Raw genomic sequence first — 21552 nt, forward strand, 5'->3', positions numbered from 1 at the left:
GCGCGCTCCCGCCATCGCTGCGACGCGGGTCACGGAACCGGACGGCCCCGCCTACGGGTGCGTCATCCGCAGCACGTCCAGGGCCTCGTCCAGCTGTTCCACCGTGAGGTCGCCCCGCTCGACGTAGCCGGACTCCAGGACCACCTCGCGGATGGTCTTCCGCTCCGCCAGGGACTTCTTGGCGACCTTCGCCGCCTCCTCGTAGCCGATGTACCTGTTCAGCGGGGTGACCACGGACGGCGAGGACTCGGCGTACTCGCGGGCCCGCTCGGCGTTGGCGGTGATCCCGTCCACCGTGCGGTCCGCCAGCAGCCGCGAGGCGTTGGCCAGAAGCCGTACGGATTCCAGCAGGTTCTTGGCCATCACCGGCAGCATCACGTTGAGCTCGAAGTTCCCGGCCGCGCCCGCCACCGCCACCGTGGTGTCGTTTCCGGTCACCTGCGCGGCGACCATCAGGACCGCCTCGGGGATCACCGGGTTCACCTTGCCCGGCATGATCGAGGAGCCGGGCTGGAGGTCGGGCAGGTTGATCTCGGCGAGGCCCGTGCGCGGCCCGCTGGCCATCCAGCGCAGATCGTTGGCGATCTTGGTGAGGGAGACGGCGATGGTCCTGAGCTGCCCGGACGTCTCCACCAGGCCGTCGCGGGCGCCCTGCGCCTCGAAGTGGTCGCGGGCCTCGGTCAGCGGCAGTCCGGTGGTCCGGGCGACCTCCTCGATGACGGCCGCCGAGAACCCGGCCGGGGTGTTGATCCCGGTGCCCACCGCCGTACCGCCGAGGGGGAGTTCGGCGAGCCGGGGGAGTGCGGCGCGCAGCCGCTCGATCCCGTACCGCACCTGGGCCGCGTAACCGCCGAACTCCTGGCCGAGGGTGACCGGGGTGGCGTCCATCAGGTGCGTGCGGCCGGACTTCACGACCTTCGCGAATTCGGCCGATTTTCGCTCCAGGGCGGCGGCCAGGTGCTCCAGGGCGGGGACCAGGTCGCGGGTGACGGCGCCGGTCGCCGCGATGTGGATGGAGGAGGGGAAGACGTCGTTGGACGACTGCGAGGCGTTCACGTGGTCGTTGGGGTGCACCTCCCGGCCCTCCGGCAGCCGCTCGGTGGCGAGGGTGGCGATCACCTCGTTGGTGTTCATGTTGGACGAGGTGCCCGAGCCGGTCTGGAAGACGTCCACGGGGAAGTGCGCGTCCCAGCGCCCCTCCGCGACCTCCTCCGCCGCCGAGACGATCGCCTCGGCGCGGTCCTCGTCGATCACCCCCAGCCCGGCGTTGACCTTGGCGGCGGCCGCCTTGATCCGGGCCAGGGCCTCGATGTGGGCGCGCTCCAGGCGCTGGCCCGAGACCGGGAAGTTCTCCACGGCCCGCTGGGTCTGGGCCCGCCACTTGGCGTGCGCGGGGACCCGCACCTCGCCCATGGAGTCGTGCTCGATCCGGAAGTCCCCGGCCCGCTCGCTGTCGTTCATCTTCTCCAACCTCCCGTAAAAGGTGAGCACTTGTCTTGTTCGATGTATTCCCAAGGCGCGTACCGGCCAGTAAAAACCGTGGGTAACCCCACTTCCAGGAGGCGCAATGACGCGCACCAGGTACAGGTTCCGCCGGTCCGCCGCCGCCGTCGCCACGGCCGCCGCGATCCTCGGAACGATGATCGCGGCCACCGCTCCCGCCGGTGCGGCCGACACGGCAGTGACGGCCACGGGTACGACGGCCGCCGCCACCGCTTCCGTACCCCTGCCCCCCGCCCTGGAGGCCATCCGGGCCGCCGAGGCGACCAGGATCTACGGAAGCCCCGAGGAGCGCCCGTTCGACCGGCGCAGGAGCGGCCTGATCTCGCTCGGCGACAGCGAGATCTCCGGCGAGGGCGTCGGCACCTACGAACCCCCCACCAACGGCCCCACCAACTGGTGCCACCGCTCGCCCGACGCCGCCGTGCACCGCACCGGCATCCCCGCGGACCTCACGTTCAACGTGTCCTGTTCCGGCGCGCACACCGGGAACATCAAGGTCGGCGGCTCCCGGCAGTACGCCGACGAACTCGTCCAGAGCGACAGCCTCGCCATCAAGGCCCGCAACACCCGCATCAAGATGGTCCTGCTCGTCGCCGGGGCCAACGACGACCTCCAGTTCGGCCCGGTCATGACCGACTGCGTCACCCGCTACCTGCTCAGCCAGGGCGCCTGCGAGCCCAAGTACGCCCCCGGCTGGCAGGCCCGCGTCGACGGACTCGTCCCCAAGGTCGAGCAGACCGTCCGCGACCTCAAGGGCGTCATGCGCGACGCCGGATACGCCGACGGCGACTACAAGCTCGTCCTCATGGGCTACCCGAGCCCGATCGGCCCCGACTTCCGCGACAACCCGAACTTCCCCGGCAAGCTGGTCTGCGGCGGCATGGGCTACGACTCCGACACCGTCTGGGGCCGCAACACCGCCGTCCCCGCCTTCGAGCGCGGCATGCGGAAGGCCGCCGTCTCCACCGGCGCCACCTACCTCGACAACTCCCGCCTCTTCCACGGCCACGAGGTCTGCACGGAGGACCCCTGGGCCCGGGGCCTCTACATCGACCTCTCCAAGCCCGGCCTCCCGGACGAGAACTCGGTCCGGCAGTCCTTCCACCCCAACGCGCGCGGGCACGCCGCCTTCGCCTCCTGCCTCACCCAGCTCTACGCCTCGGGCCTGCGCGAGGCGAGCTGCGCCGACGTGAACTCGACCGGGAAGCCCGTCCTCTTCCCGCTCGCCTGGGACGACGCCTACCGCCCGCTGAGGAACGGGGCGACCGGCGACTGCCTCGACGCCGACGCGGCCACCAGCGCCAACGGCACCCGGGTCCTCGGCTGGGACTGCCACGAGGGACGCAACCAGACCTGGTGGTACGACTCCGCCCGGCAGACCGTCCACACCGGCCTCACCCAGGACCGCTGCCTGGACGTGCCCGACCTCCAGTACCGCGCCGGCACGGGCCTGGTCCTCTGGGACTGCCACGGCGGCGCGAACCAGAAGTTCGTCCGGAACGGCGACACCCTCCGGCCCGCCGCCGCGACCGGCATGTGCCTCACCCAGGGCGCGGCGAAGGAGCAGATCAGGCTCCGGGCCTGCGACGGCTCCGCGAACCAGAAGTTCGCGTAGGGCCCGTCCGGCGGATCAGGGCCGGGCCGACAGGCCCCGGCCCGCGTCCGGCCGGGAACGCCGCGGCCCCGTCCGGCGAGGGACGGGGCCGCGGCCGTGCCTCAGAGCGCCTTCAGGGTCGTACGGGCCAGCTCGTACGCCGGGAGCATCTCGCGGTGCTCCGCGGTGTCCGTCCCGCCGAGGTGGACGACGACCGCGCCCTTCGGTGTGGAGACGGCGAAGGCGCGTTCCTCCTTCTCCTCGTCGAGGAGTTCGCTCCGTACCGTGTAGGTCACCTCGACGGCGGGCAGCGCGCCCGCCGTCGTCTCCCGGTACGAGGCGCCCGAAGCCTTCTCGTCCGCCGCCACGAACCCTTCGAGCGCCGCCCGCGCGGGCCCCTTCTCCGCCGTCCACACCCGTAGGAAGCCGACGTGGCCGGCGGGCTTGGCATCGACCTCGCAGCGGGCGAAGGCCGGCCCTTGGCGCGTGAGTGCCGCGAACTCCGGGTCCTCGGGGTTCTCGATCGCGTTCGGCTTCCAGTCCTTCGGGAGGGAGAAGGAGACCGGCAGCGGGCAGGCCGTCCCCCGTCCGCCGAGGGAGGCGGCGGCGACGGCGGGGCCCGACGGTCCGGCGCTCGAAGGGCGGGCCGTCGACGGCGCGAGGGCCGACGGCTGCGCGCTCGTCGGCCGCGGCGCCGGGGCGACCTCGGGGAGCGGCTCGGGGCCCCCGCAGCCGGTCAGCAGCGGCCCCGCCGCGAGGAGGACGGGGGCCAGCAGCCGTATCGGGAGTCTCATGACCGGCAGGGTAGCCGCCCCCGGCCCCCGCGAGGCCCCCGGGATCCTCAGGAGAGCTTGCCGCCGTAGTCCGGCAGCTTGAAGGTGCGCTCGGCGTGGCCGCCGACCAGGTCGGTGGTGTTGTTCCCGATGTTCGCGATGATCGTGTAGCCCTTGGCCTCGATCTCCGCGCGCTTCTCGGTCTTGTACGCGGAGACCTCGGCGAACAGGTCGGGCAGCGAGCGCACGTACAGGCCGTCGATCGGGTAGCCGGCCTTCTTCAGGTTCCAGTCGGTGAGCGAGTGGATGATCCCGGGCCGTGCGGTGACGAAGAAGACGTCCACCCCGCGCGCGTGGGCGTCCCGGACGAGGTCGCGGACCTCGGCGATGGCCGGCGTGGGCAGCTCCCAGAACGGGTGGAAGTCCGTCTCCAGGGAGCTGTTGTCGATGTCGAGGACCAGGGCCTGCTTCTCGCGCCCGGCGTCCTTCGCGCGCTCCTCGACGTACGGGCGCGCCTCGGCGACGACGGCCGCGACGTCCCGGCGCCAGGTGGCGTAGTCGATGCCGGCGAGGGCGGCGGTCGACACCAGGTGGTCGTCCGGGTCGGAGGCGGTGGCGGCGGACGCGGCGGGCGCGGGCCCGACGACGAGGAACGCGGAGAGCGCGAGCGCGGCGGCGGATCCGGCGGCGGCGCGCCCGCGGAGGGGGGTGGAGGGCATGGGGGCTCCCGAGAGGTCGACCAATGCGGACTGATCGGTGGGTGCTGCTCAGTGCTTGTCATGCTCGCGCCCCATACTGACGGGTGGGCGACGGGAGGGCTACCGGTCGGTAGCGACTTTCTGACCCGGCGGCACCGGGGCGCGCCCGCGTCCCCGGCCCGACGACACCGCGACGCGCCCGCGTCCCCGCACCGGGATGTGGGTGAACGTCGGCTCCGGGGCCGGGTTCTGGAAGAAGTCATTCGGCTTGTTCATTCAGCGTGAACCCTCATATGATCCTGCGCATGATCTCTAACCCCAGGGTCCTGGGCGCCGTCCGACTGTCGATCCTGAAGGACGACACGACCAGCCCTGAGAAGCAGCGTCACGCCGTCGAGCACTGGGCGACCGGGCCCGCCGTCGACGGGCGAGTAGTGGGGTGGGCCGAGGACCTGGACGTGTCCGGAGCGATGCACCCCTTCAAGCGCCCCGGCCTCGGTCCCTGGTTCAGCGAGCGTGCCGACGACTGGGACGTATTGGCCGTCTGGAAGCTCGACCGCCTCAGCAGGAAGGCGGGGCACTTCGCCGAGGTCTTCGAGTGGTGCCAGAAGAACGGCAAAGCCATCGTGTCCGTGACCGAGGGCATCGACATGTCCACCCCCATGGGGAAGATGTTCGCCCAGATCATCGCCGCTTTCGCGGAAGGCGAGTTGGACACCATCCGCGCCCGTGCGCTCTCCGGGTCGGCCGCACGTAAGGCGAAGGGCGTGTGGATCGGGGGAGTGGAGCCGTACGGATATCACTTCGACCGGCAGGAGGACGGCGGCAAGAAGCTCGTCCAGGACGAAACCTATGCCGAGTTGTTCCGGGAAATCACCACGCGACTGCGGGGGGACTGGACGGCCTACAAGATCGCGCATGATCTGAACAAGCGGGGCGTTCCGACGTGGCGGGATCATCTTCGGATCACGAAGGGGGAAGAGCCGAGGGGAATCTCTTGGACGGCGAACGCCATTCGGGCCATCATCATGAATCCCACGGTCGCCGGCATCTACACGCACAAGGGTGAAAACGTCGTCGACGAGAACGGCGAGAACGTGCGGATCACCGATGATCCCCTGATGGACTTCACGGAATGGTCCGAGCTTGTGGCCACCTTGAAGAGTGACCGTCAAGTGCGGCGGGCCACGCCGTCCCGGTCGATGCTGGGGGGCGTAGCGGTTTGCAAGAACTGCGGCGGCCGTATGTCCTCGAACAAGAAGATCAAGTCCAGTGGCCGAGTGCACCATTACTACAGTTGCAACAACGTGAATATGGGGACCTGCCCCTATCCCAGTCGTATCCGTCGAGAACACCTCGACCAGGCCGTTGACCAGTTCGTCAACGTGACTCTCGGGCCGCTGCCGGTTATGGAGCGGGTGAAGAACTCCATCAGTCAAGCCAAGATCGAGCTTTCCGAATCCGAGGCCACGCTGGACAGGCTGGAAACGGATTACCGGGCTGGACGGTACAAGAGTGACGTTCAGATCGAGCGGTACTGGACTCAGCACGAATCCCAGTCCGTCAAGGTGGAGCGCTTGAGGAACGAGATTAAGAGTGCCGAGGCTGCCCCTACGTGGAAGGAGACGGGGCGAACCTATACCGAGGAATGGGCCGCCAAGGATGATGAGCAGAAGCGCGTATTCTTGCAGCGTCACGGAATCACCGTGACTGTGGGAATTGCCGAAGACGAAAGCCGCCGCGTCACCTGCAAGATGCCTGAGCTTGCAGAGATTGCCGAGGAAACCGGACTTCAGATCCCGGAAGGGTACCTCTGGAAGGAACCCGTTTCTGAGTACTCCTTCCCCGCTCGGGTTGCCTCTGCGCGAAAGTAGCTCGAAAGTAGCGTCGGGCGTACTTATGAGAGCCCCACCGCGTGTCCACGCGGTGGGGCTCTTTTGTTTCTTCCGGCCATGCCGTTCGGGTGGCGTTTAAACGGTCTCCTTGAAACCGCCAGGGGATCACCGGTAGACCTTGCGTTCAAACGCTGGCTTCAGCCATGGCGTTTAAACGCTCATGTTGAAACCGTCAGGGACTCAGGCTTATACAGGCTTCCCCAGTGACGAACGAAGGAAATCGATTGATTGGCTTTGGACCTAACGCCCCTTGGGGGGCGGTCTCTCAACTCGACTGCCGGGCGAAAGCCCGCAACCCTCTGATGCGCCCCCTGGCACTCCGGGTCTACTTCGCCGCCCTCGGGTGGGGAAACCGCCTCGGGCACGCTGAGTTCGCCGAGGGGGCCCTAGCGTCCATCCTGGGCGCCGAGGGTGCTCCGCTGACCAAACAGGCCGTACAGAAGGGCGTCACGGCTGCCAAGGCCCTGGGGCTGGTCGCGGACGACTCCGGGGCCCGCTGCCTGGTCCTGCCACCGCAGCACTTCCAGAAGAACGGGGCAGGCTCCGCATCCTGTCGGGTGCACTCCCTTCGCACCGCCGCGTAACCCTGCCCGGGGCACCGCGTACCCCTGGCGGGATTACCGATCCTTCTCTGACCTGCGGATAGCTTCGCTGCCTCTCTATCTCTTTTAGTCATCCCCTGGCCGAACAACGGGAGGCCAGGCAGAGAGGTACCAACACCATGCCCTGGCGGTCGAGCCAGGGCTATTGATCTCAGTAGCAGAGCCTTGCCCGCTCCGGCCCTTACCGCCGGAGCGTTCTTAGTCATCCTTGGCCGAGGCTGAGAGCCGAGGAGAGAACGACTGACAGGAGGCACCCGAGTAAGGGTGCCTTGAGTGAACACAGCAGCCTAGGGCCGCTTCGGCGGCCCTTCTCCTCTCTACCTGATATCCGAGGCCGGCGACAGCCGACCCCGGATTTTCGAACCGCCAAGGCAACAGCACGGCCCCTCTGGGCCGCTATCAGCCCCTAGGGCCCCGAGGGCCCCGCATCTCCCGTTCGGCGCTCACGGCGCCGCACAGAGACTTTCGATCCGCCAAGGCATGCCCCGACCAGCGGGGAGGGGGGATCCGAAAGGATTCCGGGCGCCTTCTCCGCACCCGCCGTCTTCCCTCTACGCGAACGCGCGGGGGTTAGCCCAAAGCCGTGGGACCGTTATTCAGCCCAGGCCGATGCCGGATTGTGACGCGCATCTCACCGTTTCACGCCGATAAACCGCGCAATTAACAGGTCTATCTAGGGTGTAGAAAAGAAAGCTTCGGTTCCCTTCAGGTCGGGATCGGAGAGCGGCACGGGCGGTGTTGCTGAGGGTGGTAGCCCCTGTGGTTTGACTCCAAAGGCCACAGGGGCCCATCTCTCGCTTCAGGGCAACATCGGTCCTCTCTCCAGTGAGCGAAGGGAATGGGAAACATGAAGAACACTGTCACGCTTCGATGCTGGTCCTGTTCAAAGGAATTCAGCGTAAGCTATGGCCCGGGACGCCCTCGACGCTACTGTGATTCTCGATGTAAGTCTGTAGCGCGCATGGCTGCGCGTAAGGACCGTTACGTAGCCAGCATGGAAAGGCAGCGGCTCGACCGCGCCATCTGAGAAACAACCAAACACCGCCTAACTCCCAACCGTCCTGCCCTTCGGGCTTGGGCGGTTTTTTCATGACCGCTTCCGGTCCTAACGATGAGGAATGCATGACTGTCAGCATGTTTGAGCAGCAGGCAAAGGCTGCACTTGAAGACCGATCTAAGGTCATTGAGCCTCTTTCATCCTGTGCTGGAGGGTGAAATGGGCTGGTCGGCGGGTGTGGTGACGAGGCAGGGCCCCTGGTCGTTGGCGTGGTGATTCCACTCATCACACCGGCGACCGAAGGGGCCCTGTTGGTTCCGTATCCTGCCACGCTCAACGTCCCGCACGAGCTCGTCGAGCACGTGGCCTGGCTGCTGCACGAACACCGCCAAGCCCGCAACACCCGCTGGCGCAAGCTCGGCTGCTTCAAGCAGGCGCTGCTCACCCTCATCCACCTGCGGAAGAACGAGACGTTCTCGCGGCTCGGAGCCGGTTTCGGAATATCCCAGGCCACCGCCTGGCGCTACGTCGACGAGACCCTGGGCGTCCTGGCCGGCTGGGCGCCCGGCCTCCATGAAGCCCTCACCGGCCTCGGTGAAGGGGACCACGTCATCGTTGACGGAACCCTGATCCCCATCGACCGGATCGGTGCGGACGAGCCGTACTACTCGATGAAACACCGCAAGCACGGCATGAATGTCCAGGTCATCGCCCGCCCTGATGGCACACCGCTGTGGTTCTCCCGTGCGACACCCGGCCGCACCCACGACCTGACCGCGGCCCGCGCCCACGGCATCGTCCAGGCCTGCCTCACCCGGCAGATCCTCGTCCTCGCCGACCGCGCCTACCAGGGCGCCGGCGCCACCTTCCGCACCCCCTACTACCACCACCGCGAACAACCTGAGCACTACCAGCAGTTCAACCGCGACCACGCCCGGCTCAGAGCTCCCGGAGAACGTGCCTTCGCGCAGCTGAAGTCCTGGCGGATCCTCCGACGAGCCAGATGCTCCACCCGCCGCATCGGCACCATCGTCCAGGCCGTCCACACCCTGCTGACCTGCAGCTATTCAGGATGAAAGAGGCTCATTGAAGCGATGCGCTCGGTCGAACGTAACTATGCGATGAGTGAGACCGAGAAGCGGCAGCACATCGAAAAGCTCGACATTGAAGCTCGCGATCTGGAAGCCATGGCGCGCGATGCTCTTGAGCGCGGCGAGCGTGAGGCCGAGGTTCGTTCTCTCGCCGCTCGGAGCGGCGGGCTCTTTATGCCCTTCTCGGGTGCTCCGGATGAGGGGAATGCATGGGGTGCTCTTGTTCCCTCTAAGAGTGAGTACCGGGCTCTCTCGGTAGGTGTTCCGGCCGAGGGTGGTTTCACGGTGCCTGTTGAGGTTGCTGGTCGGTACATTGATGAGATGGCCGCTAAGTCTGCTCTTCTCCGAGGTCTCCCCGCCGAGAACATCATCCCCTTCACTTCGGAGAGTCTGTGCATTCCTCAGCTCATCGATTCTGGGGATGCTGGTCACGCCGCCGAGGGTGAGGCCATTCCTGAAGGCGACATGGTGTGGGGTCAGGTCAAGCTGCAGGCTAAGAAGATTGGCCGCATCCAGTGGGTCAGTTCCGAACTGCTCGAAGACAGCGCGATCATTCAGCGTGACACCGTGGGTCGAAATCTGATTCGGTCCGCCTCTCTCAAGTTCGATCAGGATGCTTTCACCGGTTCGGGCACGAACCCGATCAAGGGCATTCTCTCTCAGGGTGTTTCGACGACTCTTGGCGCCGGACAGACTTCCATTACGTATGACTCGATCGCGGACGCCGTTGCCCGGATCGAGTCGATCAACGGCACCCCGTCCGTGGTGTGGGCTTCGGTGGATGCCGCTGCCTCGCTTCGCAAGGAGAAGAGTTCCGGGTCCGGCACCTACCAGGGTGGAGCGCCTACGGATTCCGCCGCCTCGACGGCTTGGGGTCTGCCTATCCTGCCGAGTGCATTCCTCCCGCCGAATACTGCGATCGTTGCCGACGGTTCACGCGTCATGGTCGGTGTGCGCCGAAACCCCACTATTCGAATCAGCGAGGATGCTCGCTTCGAGAGCGACCAAGTCGGGTTTTGCTTGACCATTCGAATGGCCGGTGTGGCCATTGCTGAGCCTTCTTCCGTGCAGGTGATTCGCGCTGCGTCCAGCTAGGCCGGCTGCGCTTATGCCCCCGCTCCCGAAAGGGATGCGGGGGCCTTTTCGTATTTCCGGGTAGGACGCGAAGAAGCCCCGCCCATCTGCCACGGGGGAACGACAGACGGACGGGGCCGATTGGGGAGGTCCCGCGCTCAGTGCTGGCGCGGCCTGTGCGGCGTCCTGGTCGCCGCGTCACGCCACCACCACAGGCCCCGACAGTTCGGCTCGGTGAGGCCGGAGTGTGTCCCGCAGCGCGGGCACCAGGGCAACCCGCTTTCCGGGTCTGTGAGGCACTGGGCGGCGCACCTGGGGCAACTTGGCACGGGACCTTCTCTCAGACGCTCAGGTCGTACTCTCCGGCCTTCACGGCCGCCGTGAGCGCCAACCAGTCGGCGGCGGTCATGGTGACGATGGTCTCGGGGCGGTTGCTGTCGCGCAAGGCGACGATCCCCGGCACGTTCACGGCCACCTCGGGGCAGTTGTTCACGCGGGCGTCACGGCACGCGGCCGTCTTGACGAACTCGAATTCGGGGAGGCTCACGGTGTACTTCCCTTCTCGAAGATCGGGGATACGGTCCCCGCACCGGTGGTGCCCCGCCCCCTGCCTCACCGACGAACTCCCCATCGGCGCGAGGAGAGTTCAGGCAGGGGACGGGAGTCTCAAGGCCCCTCGGGCATCGGGGCGCCGTGGCGGCCGTAAAGGTCGCGTAGCCACTGGTCGGCCATCGCCTGTTCCGCGATCTTGCGGGGGTCAACGTAGGCCCACTCACACCGGCCCGGATGGTCCCGATAGATCGTGCAGGACGACCCCTTGGGCGTCCTGGTCTTCAGGCAGCATTCGACATCCATGAGCCACTGCCCTGGGAGTCCCAGCACAGGAACACGTCCGTGTTCGCGCCGGAGCCGGACCGCAGGAACGCCGCATGAAAGGCGTGTTCGACGTCCTCGACCAGGCACTGAAAGCCGCCGTTGGCTGCCCAGGTGGTGCCCGGGTAATAGTTCCGGACGGCCAGGGCGAGGAACATAACCGCCTGTGTCGGCTCTGTGGTCTCCGTGCATCGGTAGGTCACTCGACCAACCCCGAAATGCCGAGGGCGACCGCCAGGGCCCAGACGGCAAGGACGATGAAGACGAAGGTCCCGAGAGACCAGAAGGTTCGAGTCTTCCTTGTTTGCTTAAGGTCACCATTGGATGGGTTCCTTGTCTCCGCCCGCGCACTCCGGGCACGGAACCATGTACGTGAATCGGCACTCGGTACAGCCTCGAAAGCCGCAGCAGTCCGGGCAATAGATCTGACGCTGTCCGAAGCACACTCCGCAAACGGTTGAGATCGAGTTCAGAAACTCGATCATCGTCGGCGGCCCGTCATGGGTGTAACCGGTCCGTCCGGCCCTCTTCTTCGGACTCTGAGGGGCCCTTTTCACTTCTCCCCCCGGTGGGGGTGGGAGCGGACGCGGCGGGACGCTTCAAAGCGCCGTGAGGCGTCGCCGGCCTGCTTCGCCTGGCTCAACTCCCGCATGGCGGCGGCGCATTCACGGCACCCCGAAACGGGGTGCGCTTCGTACAGCCATCCGTCTATGGGCAGATCGATCGGCGGTTCCGGGAACGTCTGCTGACTCACCGGATCACCCCCCACACGGTGGCGAGGGGGAGCGCGCTTCCCGGCTTCACGGACTGGTGAGGGTGATTGCCGATCTCGCGGTTCGCGCCTGCCACGGCCTGGGACACGCGCGCTTCCCGGGCGAGTTCACGGGAGCGCGCAAGAGCGGCACACGTCATGCACCCCTCGACTGCAACCGGCTCCAATCCGCTGAGGGTGGCCAGTCCGTTTCCTGATTCAGCGTGCGGCTTGTGTTCAAGCATCGATCGCCCCTCGACTCCATGACTGTCGTGTCAGGGTGCCGAAGGGCGGCGGGAGAGCGCGAGGATTATTGGCGTGGTCGGGTAAACGCGGCCGACCACTCGGCGAGAAGGGCCCTGCAATCTTCTCCGAAGAGTGCGTATTCCTCGTACCGGCTGAAGTCATCCCGATACGCAGTCACGTCACGGTGATCCCGCAGGATCAACGCGCCCGTTCCCGTTTCCACCGTGGCGAGTCGTCTGTCATAGACAGTGAACGTATTGAGCGGTCGCTCTGGTATGTGGCCATCCAAGGGGATCACGCCGAGTCGGACATTCGGGAGTCGAGAGACGGAGATCAGTCGGTCCATCTGCATGGCCATAGCCATGGGTGGGAGCAGTGGCCACCTAGCCGCTTGCTCGGTAAGGATGAACGTGAACGACTTTGTAGAGTTGTAGAGAACCTGTTGGCGCTCTAGCTTTCTCGCAATAGTCTTCGACTGATCCCCGGGAACGTCGGCAATACTGGCGCGCACGTATTCGGGTGTGGCCAAGAGTCCGGTAATCATGGAGAGCAGGAAGAACCGAAACTCGGTCGAGGCAGCTTCAAGTCTCGCTAGCTCATTCTGCTTCTTGTCCAAGCCCTTGCGGCGGGAGGACCAATGGTCCTGCCACTCGGTATTTGCCGTACGGGCCAGTGAAAGGAGCTTTTCGGCCTCAGAACCTGTTGCTTCAAGGGCCTCCAGGATCAGCTCTATATCGACCATGGCAGGAGTGAGCTTGCCGCTTTCGATGTTGCTGACCTTGGTTTGTGACATGTTGCAGCGGTGGGCGAGCCAGGTTTGTGTCTTCCCGGCCCGCTTCCGCGCGCTGCGTAGTGCTTCTGCTAGGTCTGATCGGGACTGACCTAGTCTCTCGGGCTCAAACGTCAAGGCCCTTCACGTACTCCTCGAAGGGTACCGATTCCTCTACGGCGATCCGCTGGTACTCGATGAACGGGTAGATGTCCCCCTCGTATACCTCGCGGCTGATCTGTCGCCCATCCGTCTGGTAGTTCATGAGAACCACCTCGGTGCGGTCGAACATCCAGAAGTCTTGAACGCCCGCCAGCGGGTTCGTGCGCTCGGTCACGTCAAGGATTCGGATGCGTTCCCCAGCCAGCGAATGTGCCGCGTAGTACTGGTGGAACTCGAATCGCAGATACTCGGAGAGTGGCCGCGTGACGATGTGTACGCGGCCCTGCACCCGCCCCTCGGCCGCCTGCCGGCGAAGCCTCTCGGTGTATTCGTTCGACACCGTGTGAGGGTCCACACGGGCGCCGTTGCGCCACGCTTCGATTTCCTCGACCTCTTGCGGCATGAGGTATTGGGGGAGGGTTTCGAGGCGCCACGCTTCCCGCTGAAAGCCCTCGAATCGGGCTGCCCATGATTCACCAGCCAAGAGCACGAACGGCCTCCCTCAGAATGTGCTCGGGGATCTCAACAAGCCCTTCGCCGTCCGGCGGCGTGAAGGCATTGGATACGTCGCCCTGGACGACGAACGAACCGGATTCGGTCCGGTAGACGTTCGGGCAGTCATCCTTCCCGCAGTTGCCGTTTCCGTTGCCGGTGAGCCGGGTCAGTTCCTCGCGCGCCATGCTGAAACCCCCTTGTGCCTGGCCCCTGTTGGGGCCCTCGGGGATGACGGTACGGACGTGCGCGCCGAGGGTCTACGCGGTCACGCGAATATTCGCGTAGTCGGGTAGACCAGGGCCGTGGCTCCCGGTCGGCGGGGTCCTCGGCAGGGCCTGCCGGGCGTCGCGGGCGGTCGCGGGCAAGGGGAGAGCCCCCGGCGCGGGCCGGGGGCTCTGTGGGGCTCAGGGGGCGTCTCAGGCGAGGCCGGGACCCCGCACCGGGATGGTGGTGAAGGTCGGCTGAGCGGGTTCCTGTGAAGTGAAGAAGTCGTTGCCCTTGTCGTCCACGACGATGAACGCCGGGAAGTCCTCGACCTCGATCTTCCAGACCGCCTCCATGCCGAGCTCCTCGTACTCGACGACCTCGACCTTCTTGATGCAGTCCTGCGCCAGCCGCGCCGCCGGGCCGCCGATCGAGCCGAGGTAGAAGCCGCCGTGCGCGCCGCACGCGTCCGTCACCTGCTGGGAGCGGTTGCCCTTGGCCAGCATGACCTTCGAGCCGCCCGCCGCCTGGAACTGCGCCACGTACGAGTCCATGCGGCCGGCCGTCGTCGGGCCGAAGGAGCCGGAGGCGTACCCCTCGGGGGTCTTCGCCGGACCCGCGTAGTACACCGGGTGGTCCTTCAGGTACTGCGGCATCTCCTCGCCCGCGTCCAGGCGCTCCTTGATCTTGGCGTGCGCGATGTCGCGCGCCACGACCAGCGGACCGGTCAGCGAGAGGCGGGTCTTGACCGGGTGCCTGGTCAGCTCGGCGAGGATCTCGTCCATCGGCCGGTTGAGGTCGATCCGCACGACGTCGGAGGCCTCGTCGAGGTGCTCGTCGGTGGTGTCGGGCAGGAACCGCGCCGGGTCCGTCTCCAGCTGCTCCAGGAAGACGCCCTCGGCGGTGATCTTCGCGACGGCCTGGCGGTCGGCCGAGCAGGAGACGGCGATGGCGACGGGCAGCGAGGCGCCGTGGCGCGGCAGGCGCACCACGCGCACGTCGTGGCAGAAGTACTTGCCGCCGAACTGGGCGCCGATCCCGATCTTCTGCGTCAGCTCGAAGACCTTCTCCTCCAGCTCCTTGTCGCGGAAGCCGTGGCCGGTCTCGGCCGAGCCCTCGGTCGGCAGCTCGTCCAGGTAGTGCGCGGAGGCGTACTTCGCGGTCTTCAGGGCGAACTCGGCGCTGGTGCCGCCGACGACGATCGCCAGGTGGTACGGCGGGCAGGCGGCCGTGCCGAGCGAGCGGATCTTCTCCTCCAGGAACTTCATCATGGAGGCCTCGTTGAGGACCGCCTTGGTCTCCTGGTAGAGGAAGGACTTGTTGGCGGAGCCGCCGCCCTTGGCCATGAAGAGGAACTTGTACGCGCCGCCGTCGGTCGCGTACAGCTCGATCTGCGCGGGCAGGTTCGAGCCGGTGTTCTTCTCCTCCCACATGGTGACCGGGGCCATCTGCGAGTACCGCAGGTTGAGCTTGGTGTACGCGTCGTAGACGCCCTTCGACAGGGCCTCCTCGTCGCGGCCGGAGGTCAGCACGTTCTGGCCGCGCTTGCCCATGACGATCGCGGTGCCGGTGTCCTGGCACATCGGCAGGACGCCGGCGGCGGCGATGTTCGCGTTCTTGAGCAGGTCGAGCGCGACGAACTTGTCGTTGCCCGACGCCTCCGGGTCGTCGATGATCCGGCGCAGCTGGGCCAGGTGGGCCGGGCGCAGGAAGTGCTGGATGTCGTGGATCGCCTCGGCGGCCAGCCGCCGCAGCGCCTCGGGCTCGACCTTGAGGAACGTACGCCCGTCGGCCTCGAAGGTGGAGACGCCTTCGGCGGTCACCAGGCGGTAGGGCGTGGTGTCCTCTCCCAGGGGGAGCAGATCGGAGTACGAAAACTCTGGCATGACGGCGGTCATTCCTCACTCGGCGGGCGGCGGCGCCGCCTCCGTTGGCAACGCGCCCTCCAGCGTAGAACGCCCCCGTTCCGCCGATCCTGTGAGGTAGGGCTCACTTGGGCGCGGACCGATCCGGTCCGGCTCCGTCCACAGGACCCGGCCCCGCCCCCTGGTCGCGATCTATCGCGTTTCGCTAGGCTGGCTCCGTGGACCTCGAAAAGCAGCCCGAACCCGAGAAGCAGCCGCAGCCGCAGCGGTCGGCCGCCCCCGCCGAGCCCGCCCCCGCGGCGCCCGCCTTCGCCGATCCGCGGGGCGCGCTGCGGGCCTCGGACGCGGACCGGGACCGGATCGCCGACATCCTCAGGGACGCCCTGGCCGAGGGGCGGCTCGACGCCGAGGAGCACTCGGACCGGATCGACGCGGTCTACCGGGCCAAGACGGTCGGGGAGCTGGAGCCGATCGTCCGCGACCTGCCGGCCGCCCGGTCCTCCCGGCCGGAGCCCGAGCCGGCCTACTCGTACGGCCCCGACGACCAGGAGGGGACCCCGGACAACCTGGTGGCGGTCTTCTCCAGCACCACCCGCAAGGGCCGCTGGCGGGTCAGCCGCAGGACGAACGCCTTCGCGCTCTTCGGGAACATCGAGATCGACCTGACCGAGGCGATCTTCGCCCAGCGCCTGACCACGATCAACGCCACCTCCATCTTCGGCAACGTCGAGGTGCGGGTCCCGGAGAACATCAGCCTGCGCGGCAACGGCAGCGGCATCTTCGGCAACTTCGAGGTCGTGACCCTGGAGGGCGTCGACCCGCAGGCCCCGGTCGTCGTCATCAACGGCTACTCGGTCTTCGGCAACGTCGAGGCGCGGCCCAAGCGCGGCAAGTGGATCACGGACCTCCAGGACAAGATGCGCAAGCACCTCGGCCACTGACGACGCGCCGACGACGCGCCGGAGACACGCCGACGACGGGGGTCGGCGGGTGACCGGAATGCGTCGCGGGGCATCCGCAGTGCGGAACGGCGCGGCACCCAGTGCATAGGCGCGCGCACAGCGGGTAAGGCTCGTGGCATCGCCTCTCGCTCGCGAAGCCGTCGTCAGTCGTCAGGAGTAGACCGTGCTGCAACTGCCGCATCAGCCCCTCCAGGCCGTCGCCGTCCCTCCTTCCCGTACCCCGGCCCGCGAGGACGAGGGCGGTCCGTGGCACGCGGAAGCGGTGTGTCGCCGCGACGAGGCAGGACTCTTCTTCGCCCCCTCCAAGGAGCCGACGGCCGCGCGCCTCGCCCGCGAGGAGGCCGCCAAGCGGGTCTGCGCGCGCTGCCCCGTGATGGTCGAGTGCCGCGAGCACGCACTGCTCCAGCCCGAGCCGTACGGGGTGTGGGGCGGGCTCACGGCGGCGGAGCGCCGCGTGGTCCTCGCCCGGCGCCGGCGGCGCGAGGTGGAGCTGAGGAAGGCGGCCGCGGCGGACCGGATCGCCAAGGCGGGCTGACGCGGAGAGCGGAGCCGGGACGCCTGGGCCGGAAGGGTGCCGGGTCCGGGCGCGGAGACCTCCGCCGGCCCGTACGGGAAGGGGCGCCCCCACCGCACATGGGGGCGCCCCTCTTCGTACCGTCCGGCGGGCGGGCGCCCGCCCCGTCCTACTTGGCGCGGTCGAAGTCGATCTTGCTGTACGCGCGCAGCTTCGAGAGCCGGTGCGTGGAGTCGATCTGGCGGATCGTGCCGGACTTCGAGCGCATGACCAGGGACTGCGTGGTCGCCGTCTCGGCGCGGTAGCGCACCCCGCGCAGCAGCTCGCCGTCGGTGATGCCGGTCGCGACGAAGAAGACGTTGTCGCCGCTGACCAGGTCGTCCGTGGAGAGCACCCGGTCCAGGTCGTGGCCCGCGTCGATCGCCTTCTGCCGCTCGGCGTCGTCCTTCGGCCACAGCTTGCCCTGGATCACGCCGCCGAGGCACTTGATCGCACAGGCGGAGATGATGCCCTCGGGGGTGCCGCCGATGCCCATGAGCATGTCGACGCCGGTGCCCTCGCGGACGGCCATGATCGAACCGGCGACGTCGCCGTCCGAGATGAACTTGATCCGGGCCCCGGTCTCGCGGATCTCCTTGACGATGCCCTCGTGGCGGGGGCGGTCCAGGATGACGACCGTAATGTCCTCGGGCGAGGAGTTCTTCGCCTTGGCGACCCGGCGGATGTTGACCGAGACGGGGGCGTTGATGTCGACGAAGTCGGCGGCCTCGGGGCCGGTGACCAGCTTGTCCATGTAGAAGACCGCGGACGGGTCGAACATGGTGCCGCGGTCGGCGGCGGCCAGGACGGCGATCGCGTTCGGCATGCCCTTGGCGTTGAGCGTGGTGCCGTCGATCGGGTCGACCGCGATGTCGACCTCGGCGCCGGTCCCGTCGCCGACCCGCTCGCCGTTGAAGAGCATCGGCGCTTCGTCCTTCTCGCCCTCGCCGATGACGACGACGCCGTCCATCGAGACGGTGGAGATCAGGGTCCGCATGGCGTTGACCGCCGCGCGGTCCGCGCCGATCTTGTCGCCCCGGCCGACCCAGCGGCCCGCGGCCATGGCGGCCGCCTCGGTGACGCGCACCAGTTCGAGGGCGAGGTTGCGGTCGGGGGCCTCGGGAGAGACCTCCAGTTCGGGCGGGAGGGTGTGCTCGGTCATCGTTGCGCACCTTTCTGTACGGCGACGGCCGGAAATCTGTACGGCGACTGCCGGAGAATACGAGGGTGCTGCGACTCTATCGTCAGGTCGACAGATTGAGCAGGGGGGCCCACGTATGAGCGCGGGACCGTGATGCGACCATGGGGGGCGTGGCAGGTATGCGAGGCAGGCAGACGGTACGCGGGATGTTCCAGTCCCTCGGTGTGATCATGGTCGCCGCGGGCGTGATGTATCTCTTCATCCCGCACGACGAGCACGCGGACCCGGTGAAGGCGAAGGACTACCGGGTCGAGCTCCTGACGGCCCAGCGGGCGGCGCCGTACCCGGTGCTGGCCCCCCAGGACCTCGGCGAGGGCTGGAAGGCCACGGTCGTCTCGTACAAGCGCGAGAACGCCGACGCCTGGCAGCTCGGCTTCCTCTCCCCGGACACCCAGTACGTGGCGGTCCACCAGTCGACGGCGGAGCCCGGCAAGTTCGCCCCCAAGGTGTCCCAGGGCGCGAAGGCCACCGGGAAGACCCAGACGGTGGGCGGTCTGGTGTGGCAGCGCTGGGAGGGCCCGAAGTACGACGCGCTCGTCCGGACGGAGGGCGGCGCGACGACCGTGGTGACCGGTACGGCCTCCTTCGAGCGCCTTGCGGAGATGGCGGGCTCGCTGCGGTCGTCGCAGAAGGTCTGAGGGGTACGCGAGGGCGTACGGACGCGGGAAGGGCCCCGCACTCGTGGAGTGCGGGGCCCTTGCCGTGGTCGTGCGGACCGTGGTCACCGGCCCCGGGCGTCTCAGACGGTGGTGACGACCTCGTCGAAGGAGAGGCGCGGGGAGCGCGGGAACCAGGCCTCCTCGCCCGGCTTGCCGATGTTGACGACCATCAGCGGGGTGTGGTCGGCGTCGAGGAACTCCTTCTGCACGCCGGCGAAGTCCAGGCCGGTCATCGGGCCGGCGGCCAGGCCGGCGGCGCGGACGCCGACGATGAAGTAGGCGGCCTGGAGGGCGGCGTTCAGCAGGGCGGACTGCTCGCGGACCGGGCGCTCGGCGAAGAACATGTCCTTGGCCTGCGGGAAGTGCGGGAGCAGGGCCGGCAGCTCCTCGTGGAACTCGTTGTCCGCGGAGAGGATCGCGACGAGCGGGGCGGCGGCGGTCTTCGGCCGGTTGCCCTCGGCCATGTGCTTGACCAGGCGCTCGCGGGCCTCGGGGGAGCGGACCAGGGTGATGCGCAGCGGGGTCTGGTTGAAGGCGGTGGGGCCGTACTTCACCAGGTCGTAGATCGCCTGGACCTGCTCGTCGGTCACCGGCTCGTCGGTGAACGTGTTGGCGGTGCGGGCCTCGCGGAAGAGGAGGTCCTGGGCGGCGGGGTCAAGGGCGAGAGACATGCTGCGTACCTTCCGGACTGCACAAAACTGCACAAGGTGGGGTTGCTCGTACGACGTTCAAGCGATGTCCTCGACAGTACGCCCGTGATTGGTGAAACTTCAACTACCCTATCCGGATAGTGATCCGCTTCACTCGTGAGTCTACGCCAGGGCGGGAGTGCCCCGGGGCTCACTCCCCGTCGTGCCCGTCGCCACCTTCGTCCCCGCCCTCTCCGTCCGCGTCCGCCGCGAGCGCGGCGTCCAGGCGGGCCCGGGCGCCCTCCAGGCGGAGGCGGCAGACCTTCGCCAGCTCCTCGCCGCGCTCCCAGAGCGCGAGGGATTCCTCCAGGGTGGTCCCGCCCGCTTCGAGCCGCCGGACGACCTCGATCAGCTCGTCCCGCGCCTGCTCGTACCCGAGGGCCGCCTCGTCCGCGCCCGTACCCGTACCCGTACCCGCTGCCATTGTCCGTCCTTCCGTCGATGTGGTGATCTGCAGGGGCCCTCGGGGCCCCAAGTCCCCAAGCCCTCGGGCCTTCTGGTCTTCTGGTCTTCGGGCCTTTGGACCTTTGGGCCCTCGGGCCGCTCAGCCGGAGTCGGCCACGCGCCGCACCGCGAACTCGCCCTCCGCGACCCGGGCCCGCAGCTCCTCGTCCCCGGCGACCTCGCCGGGAGAGCGGACCACCGTGCCGTCGGCCCGCTGGAGCACCGCGTACCCGCGCTCCAGGGTCGCGGCGGGCGACAGCGCGCGGACCCGCGCCCGCGTGTGCGAGAGCTCCGAGTTGGCCCGGTCGAGCAGGTGGCCGAGGACCCGCCGGCTGCGGGCGAGCAGCGCGGACACCTCGTCCTCGCGCACCTCGACCATCCGCAGCGGCTGCTCCATGACGGGCCGCGCGAGCGCGTGCGCCAGGCCGCGTTCCTCCCGGTCCAGGAGCCCCTGCACGGTCCGCAGCGCCCGGTCGCGCAGGCCGCGCACCCGCTCCAGCTCCTCGCCGACGTCCGGGACGACCTTCTTGGCCGCGTCCGTCGGCGTCGAGGCGCGCAGGTCGGCCACCAGGTCGAGCAGGGGCGAGTCCGGCTCGTGCCCGATCGCGGAGACCACCGGCGTACGGCAGTCGGCCACGGCCCGGACGAGCTGCTCGTCCGAGAACGGCAGCAGGTCCTCGACGCTTCCGCCGCCCCGGGCCACGACGATCACGTCCACGTCCTCGTCCGCGTCCAGCTCCCGGACCGCCCGGACGACCTGCGGGACGGCCTTCACGCCCTGCACCGCGACGTTCCGCACCTCGAAGGCGACGGCGGGCCAGCGGCGGCGCGCGTTCTCCAGGACGTCCCGCTCGGCCGCCGACGCGCGGCCGCAGACGAGGCCGATCCGGCGCGGCAGGAACGGCAGCCGCTTCTTCCGCCCGGGCGCGAACAGCCCCTCGGCGGCCAGGGTCCGCTTCAGCTGTTCGAGCCGGGCGAGCAGCTCCCCGATCCCGACCGGCTTGATCTCGGCGGCCCTCAGCGACAGCTGCCCGCGCGGCGCGTACCACTCGGGCTTGGCGTGCACGACGACCCGGGCCCCCTCCGACACGAGGTCCGCGACCGCGTCGAAGACCTGCCGGTAGCAGGTGACGCCGATCGAGACGTCGTACGAGGGGTCCCGCAGCGTCAGGAAGACGACCCCGGCACCGGGGCGCCGCGACAGCTGCGTGATCTGCCCCTCAACCCAGACGGCCCCGAGCCGGTCGATCCAGCCCCCGATCATCCGGGAGACCTCGCCGACGGGAAGCGGCGTTTCGGCGGACGTAGTCAGAGCCATGGACCGAGCGTAACGGCGCGGTACGACAACGTCAGGACGGCGGACGGCGGACGGCGGACGGAGGACGGAGGCGGGAGCGGGGGCGGGGGCCGAGACGGGGACGGGTCCCGGGGAGGGGGCGGGGGCCGAGGCGG

21 protein-coding genes are annotated in these 21552 nt (G+C 68.2%); 8 read left to right on the top strand and 13 right to left on the bottom strand.

The annotated features are described in order from the left end of the window. Nucleotides 1-51 precede the first annotated feature (51 nt). The gene (locus OO47_RS28855) at nt 52-1461 is read right to left on the bottom strand and encodes a class II fumarate hydratase (protein ID WP_030217273.1); all 1410 of its coding nucleotides are present in this window, start codon (nt 1459-1461) and stop codon (nt 52-54) included. A gap of 106 nt (nt 1462-1567) precedes the next feature. Here OO47_RS28855 and OO47_RS28860 point away from each other — a divergent pair, with 106 nt between their 5' ends. Beyond that, on the top strand, nt 1568-3118 hold the full coding sequence (locus OO47_RS28860) for a ricin-type beta-trefoil lectin domain protein (RefSeq protein WP_030217275.1): 1551 nt from the start codon (nt 1568-1570) through the stop codon (nt 3116-3118). A gap of 101 nt (nt 3119-3219) precedes the next feature. Here the strand turns inward: OO47_RS28860 and OO47_RS28865 are convergent, their stop codons facing one another. Both OO47_RS28865 and OO47_RS28870 read right to left on the bottom strand, forming a co-directional pair. Continuing rightward, on the bottom strand, nt 3220-3891 hold the full coding sequence (locus OO47_RS28865) for a lipoprotein (protein WP_030217278.1): 672 nt from the start codon (nt 3889-3891) through the stop codon (nt 3220-3222). Nucleotides 3892-3938: 47 nt separating this feature from the next. After that, on the bottom strand, nt 3939-4589 hold the full coding sequence (locus OO47_RS28870) for an HAD family acid phosphatase (RefSeq protein WP_030217281.1): 651 nt from the start codon (nt 4587-4589) through the stop codon (nt 3939-3941). Between the two features lie 284 nt (nt 4590-4873). Here OO47_RS28870 and OO47_RS34215 point away from each other — a divergent pair, with 284 nt between their 5' ends. The 4 genes from OO47_RS34215 to OO47_RS28890 all read left to right on the top strand — a co-directional run bounded on the left by OO47_RS34215 (nt 4874) and on the right by OO47_RS28890 (nt 10248). Beyond that, a complete protein-coding gene (locus tag OO47_RS34215; protein ID WP_158708714.1) occupies nt 4874-6442 on the top strand; it encodes a recombinase family protein in 1569 nt (522 codons plus the stop codon). Nucleotides 6443-6765: 323 nt separating this feature from the next. Beyond that, nucleotides 6766-7047, top strand: coding sequence for a hypothetical protein (locus OO47_RS37435; RefSeq protein WP_063831945.1), 282 nt, complete (start codon nt 6766-6768; stop codon nt 7045-7047). Between the two features lie 1284 nt (nt 7048-8331). After that, nucleotides 8332-9138, top strand: coding sequence for an IS5/IS1182 family transposase (locus OO47_RS28885; RefSeq protein ID WP_051716170.1), 807 nt, complete (start codon nt 8332-8334; stop codon nt 9136-9138). An 18-nt stretch (nt 9139-9156) separates the two neighbouring features. After that, complete coding sequence (locus OO47_RS28890) at nt 9157-10248, top strand: phage major capsid protein (protein ID WP_030217291.1); 1092 nt, start codon at nt 9157-9159, stop codon at nt 10246-10248. Between the two features lie 319 nt (nt 10249-10567). Here the strand turns inward: OO47_RS28890 and OO47_RS28895 are convergent, their stop codons facing one another. From OO47_RS28895 to OO47_RS28915, 6 genes are all read right to left on the bottom strand, one after another. Further along, nucleotides 10568-10774: a DUF397 domain-containing protein gene (locus OO47_RS28895; RefSeq protein WP_030217292.1), complete on the bottom strand. Its 207-nt coding sequence runs from the start codon at nt 10772-10774 to the stop codon at nt 10568-10570. Nucleotides 10775-11060: 286 nt separating this feature from the next. Beyond that, entirely contained in the window at nt 11061-11258 is a 198-nt protein-coding gene (locus tag OO47_RS28900) for a hypothetical protein (protein ID WP_030217294.1), read from the bottom strand. 903 nt (nt 11259-12161) lie between these two features. After that, nucleotides 12162-13004: a helix-turn-helix domain-containing protein gene (locus tag OO47_RS28905; protein ID WP_030217297.1), complete on the bottom strand. Its 843-nt coding sequence runs from the start codon at nt 13002-13004 to the stop codon at nt 12162-12164. Continuing rightward, a complete protein-coding gene (locus OO47_RS28910; protein ID WP_030217301.1) occupies nt 12994-13518 on the bottom strand; it encodes a DUF6879 family protein in 525 nt (174 codons plus the stop codon). Before OO47_RS28910 ends, OO47_RS28905 begins: the two co-directional genes overlap by 11 nt. Next, on the bottom strand, nt 13502-13708 hold the full coding sequence (locus tag OO47_RS35615; protein WP_078490010.1) for a hypothetical protein: 207 nt from the start codon (nt 13706-13708) through the stop codon (nt 13502-13504). The genes OO47_RS28910 and OO47_RS35615 overlap by 17 nt, the downstream gene beginning before the upstream one ends. A 231-nt stretch (nt 13709-13939) precedes the next feature. After that, nucleotides 13940-15613, bottom strand: coding sequence for a fumarate hydratase (locus OO47_RS28915; protein WP_030217303.1), 1674 nt, complete (start codon nt 15611-15613; stop codon nt 13940-13942). A 197-nt stretch (nt 15614-15810) separates the two neighbouring features. Between OO47_RS28915 and OO47_RS28920 the strand changes: the two genes are divergently transcribed. After that, nucleotides 15811-16533 (top strand): DUF1707 SHOCT-like domain-containing protein, encoded by a 723-nt coding sequence (locus tag OO47_RS28920; RefSeq protein ID WP_030217307.1) that lies wholly within the window; start codon nt 15811-15813, stop codon nt 16531-16533. A gap of 184 nt (nt 16534-16717) precedes the next feature. Further along, nucleotides 16718-17089, top strand: coding sequence for a WhiB family transcriptional regulator (locus OO47_RS28925; RefSeq protein WP_030217310.1), 372 nt, complete (start codon nt 16718-16720; stop codon nt 17087-17089). Nucleotides 17090-17237: 148 nt separating this feature from the next. Here OO47_RS28925 and glpX read toward each other — a convergent pair whose 3' ends face one another. After that, a complete protein-coding gene (gene glpX, locus OO47_RS28930) occupies nt 17238-18269 on the bottom strand; it encodes a class II fructose-bisphosphatase (RefSeq protein WP_030217312.1) in 1032 nt (343 codons plus the stop codon). A gap of 140 nt (nt 18270-18409) precedes the next feature. Between glpX and OO47_RS28935 the strand changes: the two genes are divergently transcribed. After that, nucleotides 18410-18946, top strand: coding sequence for a DUF4245 domain-containing protein (locus OO47_RS28935; RefSeq protein WP_199812354.1), 537 nt, complete (start codon nt 18410-18412; stop codon nt 18944-18946). A gap of 101 nt (nt 18947-19047) precedes the next feature. Here the strand turns inward: OO47_RS28935 and OO47_RS28940 are convergent, their stop codons facing one another. The 3 genes from OO47_RS28940 to xseA form a co-directional block, all read right to left on the bottom strand. Continuing rightward, nucleotides 19048-19638 carry a malonic semialdehyde reductase gene (locus OO47_RS28940; RefSeq protein ID WP_030217318.1) on the bottom strand — a complete coding sequence of 197 codons (591 nt, stop codon included), beginning with the start codon at nt 19636-19638 and terminating at the stop codon, nt 19048-19050. Between the two features lie 169 nt (nt 19639-19807). Next, a complete protein-coding gene (locus OO47_RS28945) occupies nt 19808-20080 on the bottom strand; it encodes an exodeoxyribonuclease VII small subunit (RefSeq protein WP_030217321.1) in 273 nt (90 codons plus the stop codon). A 120-nt stretch (nt 20081-20200) separates the two neighbouring features. Then, nucleotides 20201-21418 carry an exodeoxyribonuclease VII large subunit gene (gene xseA, locus OO47_RS28950; protein ID WP_030217323.1) on the bottom strand — a complete coding sequence of 406 codons (1218 nt, stop codon included), beginning with the start codon at nt 21416-21418 and terminating at the stop codon, nt 20201-20203. Nucleotides 21419-21552: the final 134 nt, after the last annotated feature.

The organism is Streptomyces bikiniensis, from assembly GCF_000716625.1.
Lineage (GTDB): Bacteria > Actinomycetota > Actinomycetes > Streptomycetales > Streptomycetaceae > Streptomyces > Streptomyces bikiniensis.

Coding starts and splice junctions, on each gene's coding strand:
- OO47_RS28865 (WP_030217278.1), bottom strand. CDS start 3,891: ATGAGACTCCCGATACGGCTGCTGGCCCCCGTCCTCCTCGCGGCGGGG.
- OO47_RS28900 (WP_030217294.1), bottom strand. CDS start 11,258: ATGTTCCTCGCCCTGGCCGTCCGGAACTATTACCCGGGCACCACCTGG.
- OO47_RS28945 (WP_030217321.1), bottom strand. CDS start 20,080: ATGGCAGCGGGTACGGGTACGGGTACGGGCGCGGACGAGGCGGCCCTC.
- OO47_RS28915 (WP_030217303.1), bottom strand. CDS start 15,613: ATGCCAGAGTTTTCGTACTCCGATCTGCTCCCCCTGGGAGAGGACACC.
- OO47_RS35615 (WP_078490010.1), bottom strand. CDS start 13,708: ATGGCGCGCGAGGAACTGACCCGGCTCACCGGCAACGGAAACGGCAAC.
- OO47_RS28860 (WP_030217275.1), top strand. CDS start 1,568: ATGACGCGCACCAGGTACAGGTTCCGCCGGTCCGCCGCCGCCGTCGCC.
- OO47_RS34215 (WP_158708714.1), top strand. CDS start 4,874: ATGATCTCTAACCCCAGGGTCCTGGGCGCCGTCCGACTGTCGATCCTG.
- glpX (WP_030217312.1), bottom strand. CDS start 18,269: ATGACCGAGCACACCCTCCCGCCCGAACTGGAGGTCTCTCCCGAGGCC.
- OO47_RS28870 (WP_030217281.1), bottom strand. CDS start 4,589: ATGCCCTCCACCCCCCTCCGCGGGCGCGCCGCCGCCGGATCCGCCGCC.
- OO47_RS28935 (WP_199812354.1), top strand. CDS start 18,410: ATGGGGGGCGTGGCAGGTATGCGAGGCAGGCAGACGGTACGCGGGATG.
- OO47_RS28940 (WP_030217318.1), bottom strand. CDS start 19,638: ATGTCTCTCGCCCTTGACCCCGCCGCCCAGGACCTCCTCTTCCGCGAG.
- xseA (WP_030217323.1), bottom strand. CDS start 21,418: ATGGCTCTGACTACGTCCGCCGAAACGCCGCTTCCCGTCGGCGAGGTC.
- OO47_RS28855 (WP_030217273.1), bottom strand. CDS start 1,461: ATGAACGACAGCGAGCGGGCCGGGGACTTCCGGATCGAGCACGACTCC.
- OO47_RS28890 (WP_030217291.1), top strand. CDS start 9,157: ATGCGCTCGGTCGAACGTAACTATGCGATGAGTGAGACCGAGAAGCGG.
- OO47_RS37435 (WP_063831945.1), top strand. CDS start 6,766: ATGCGCCCCCTGGCACTCCGGGTCTACTTCGCCGCCCTCGGGTGGGGA.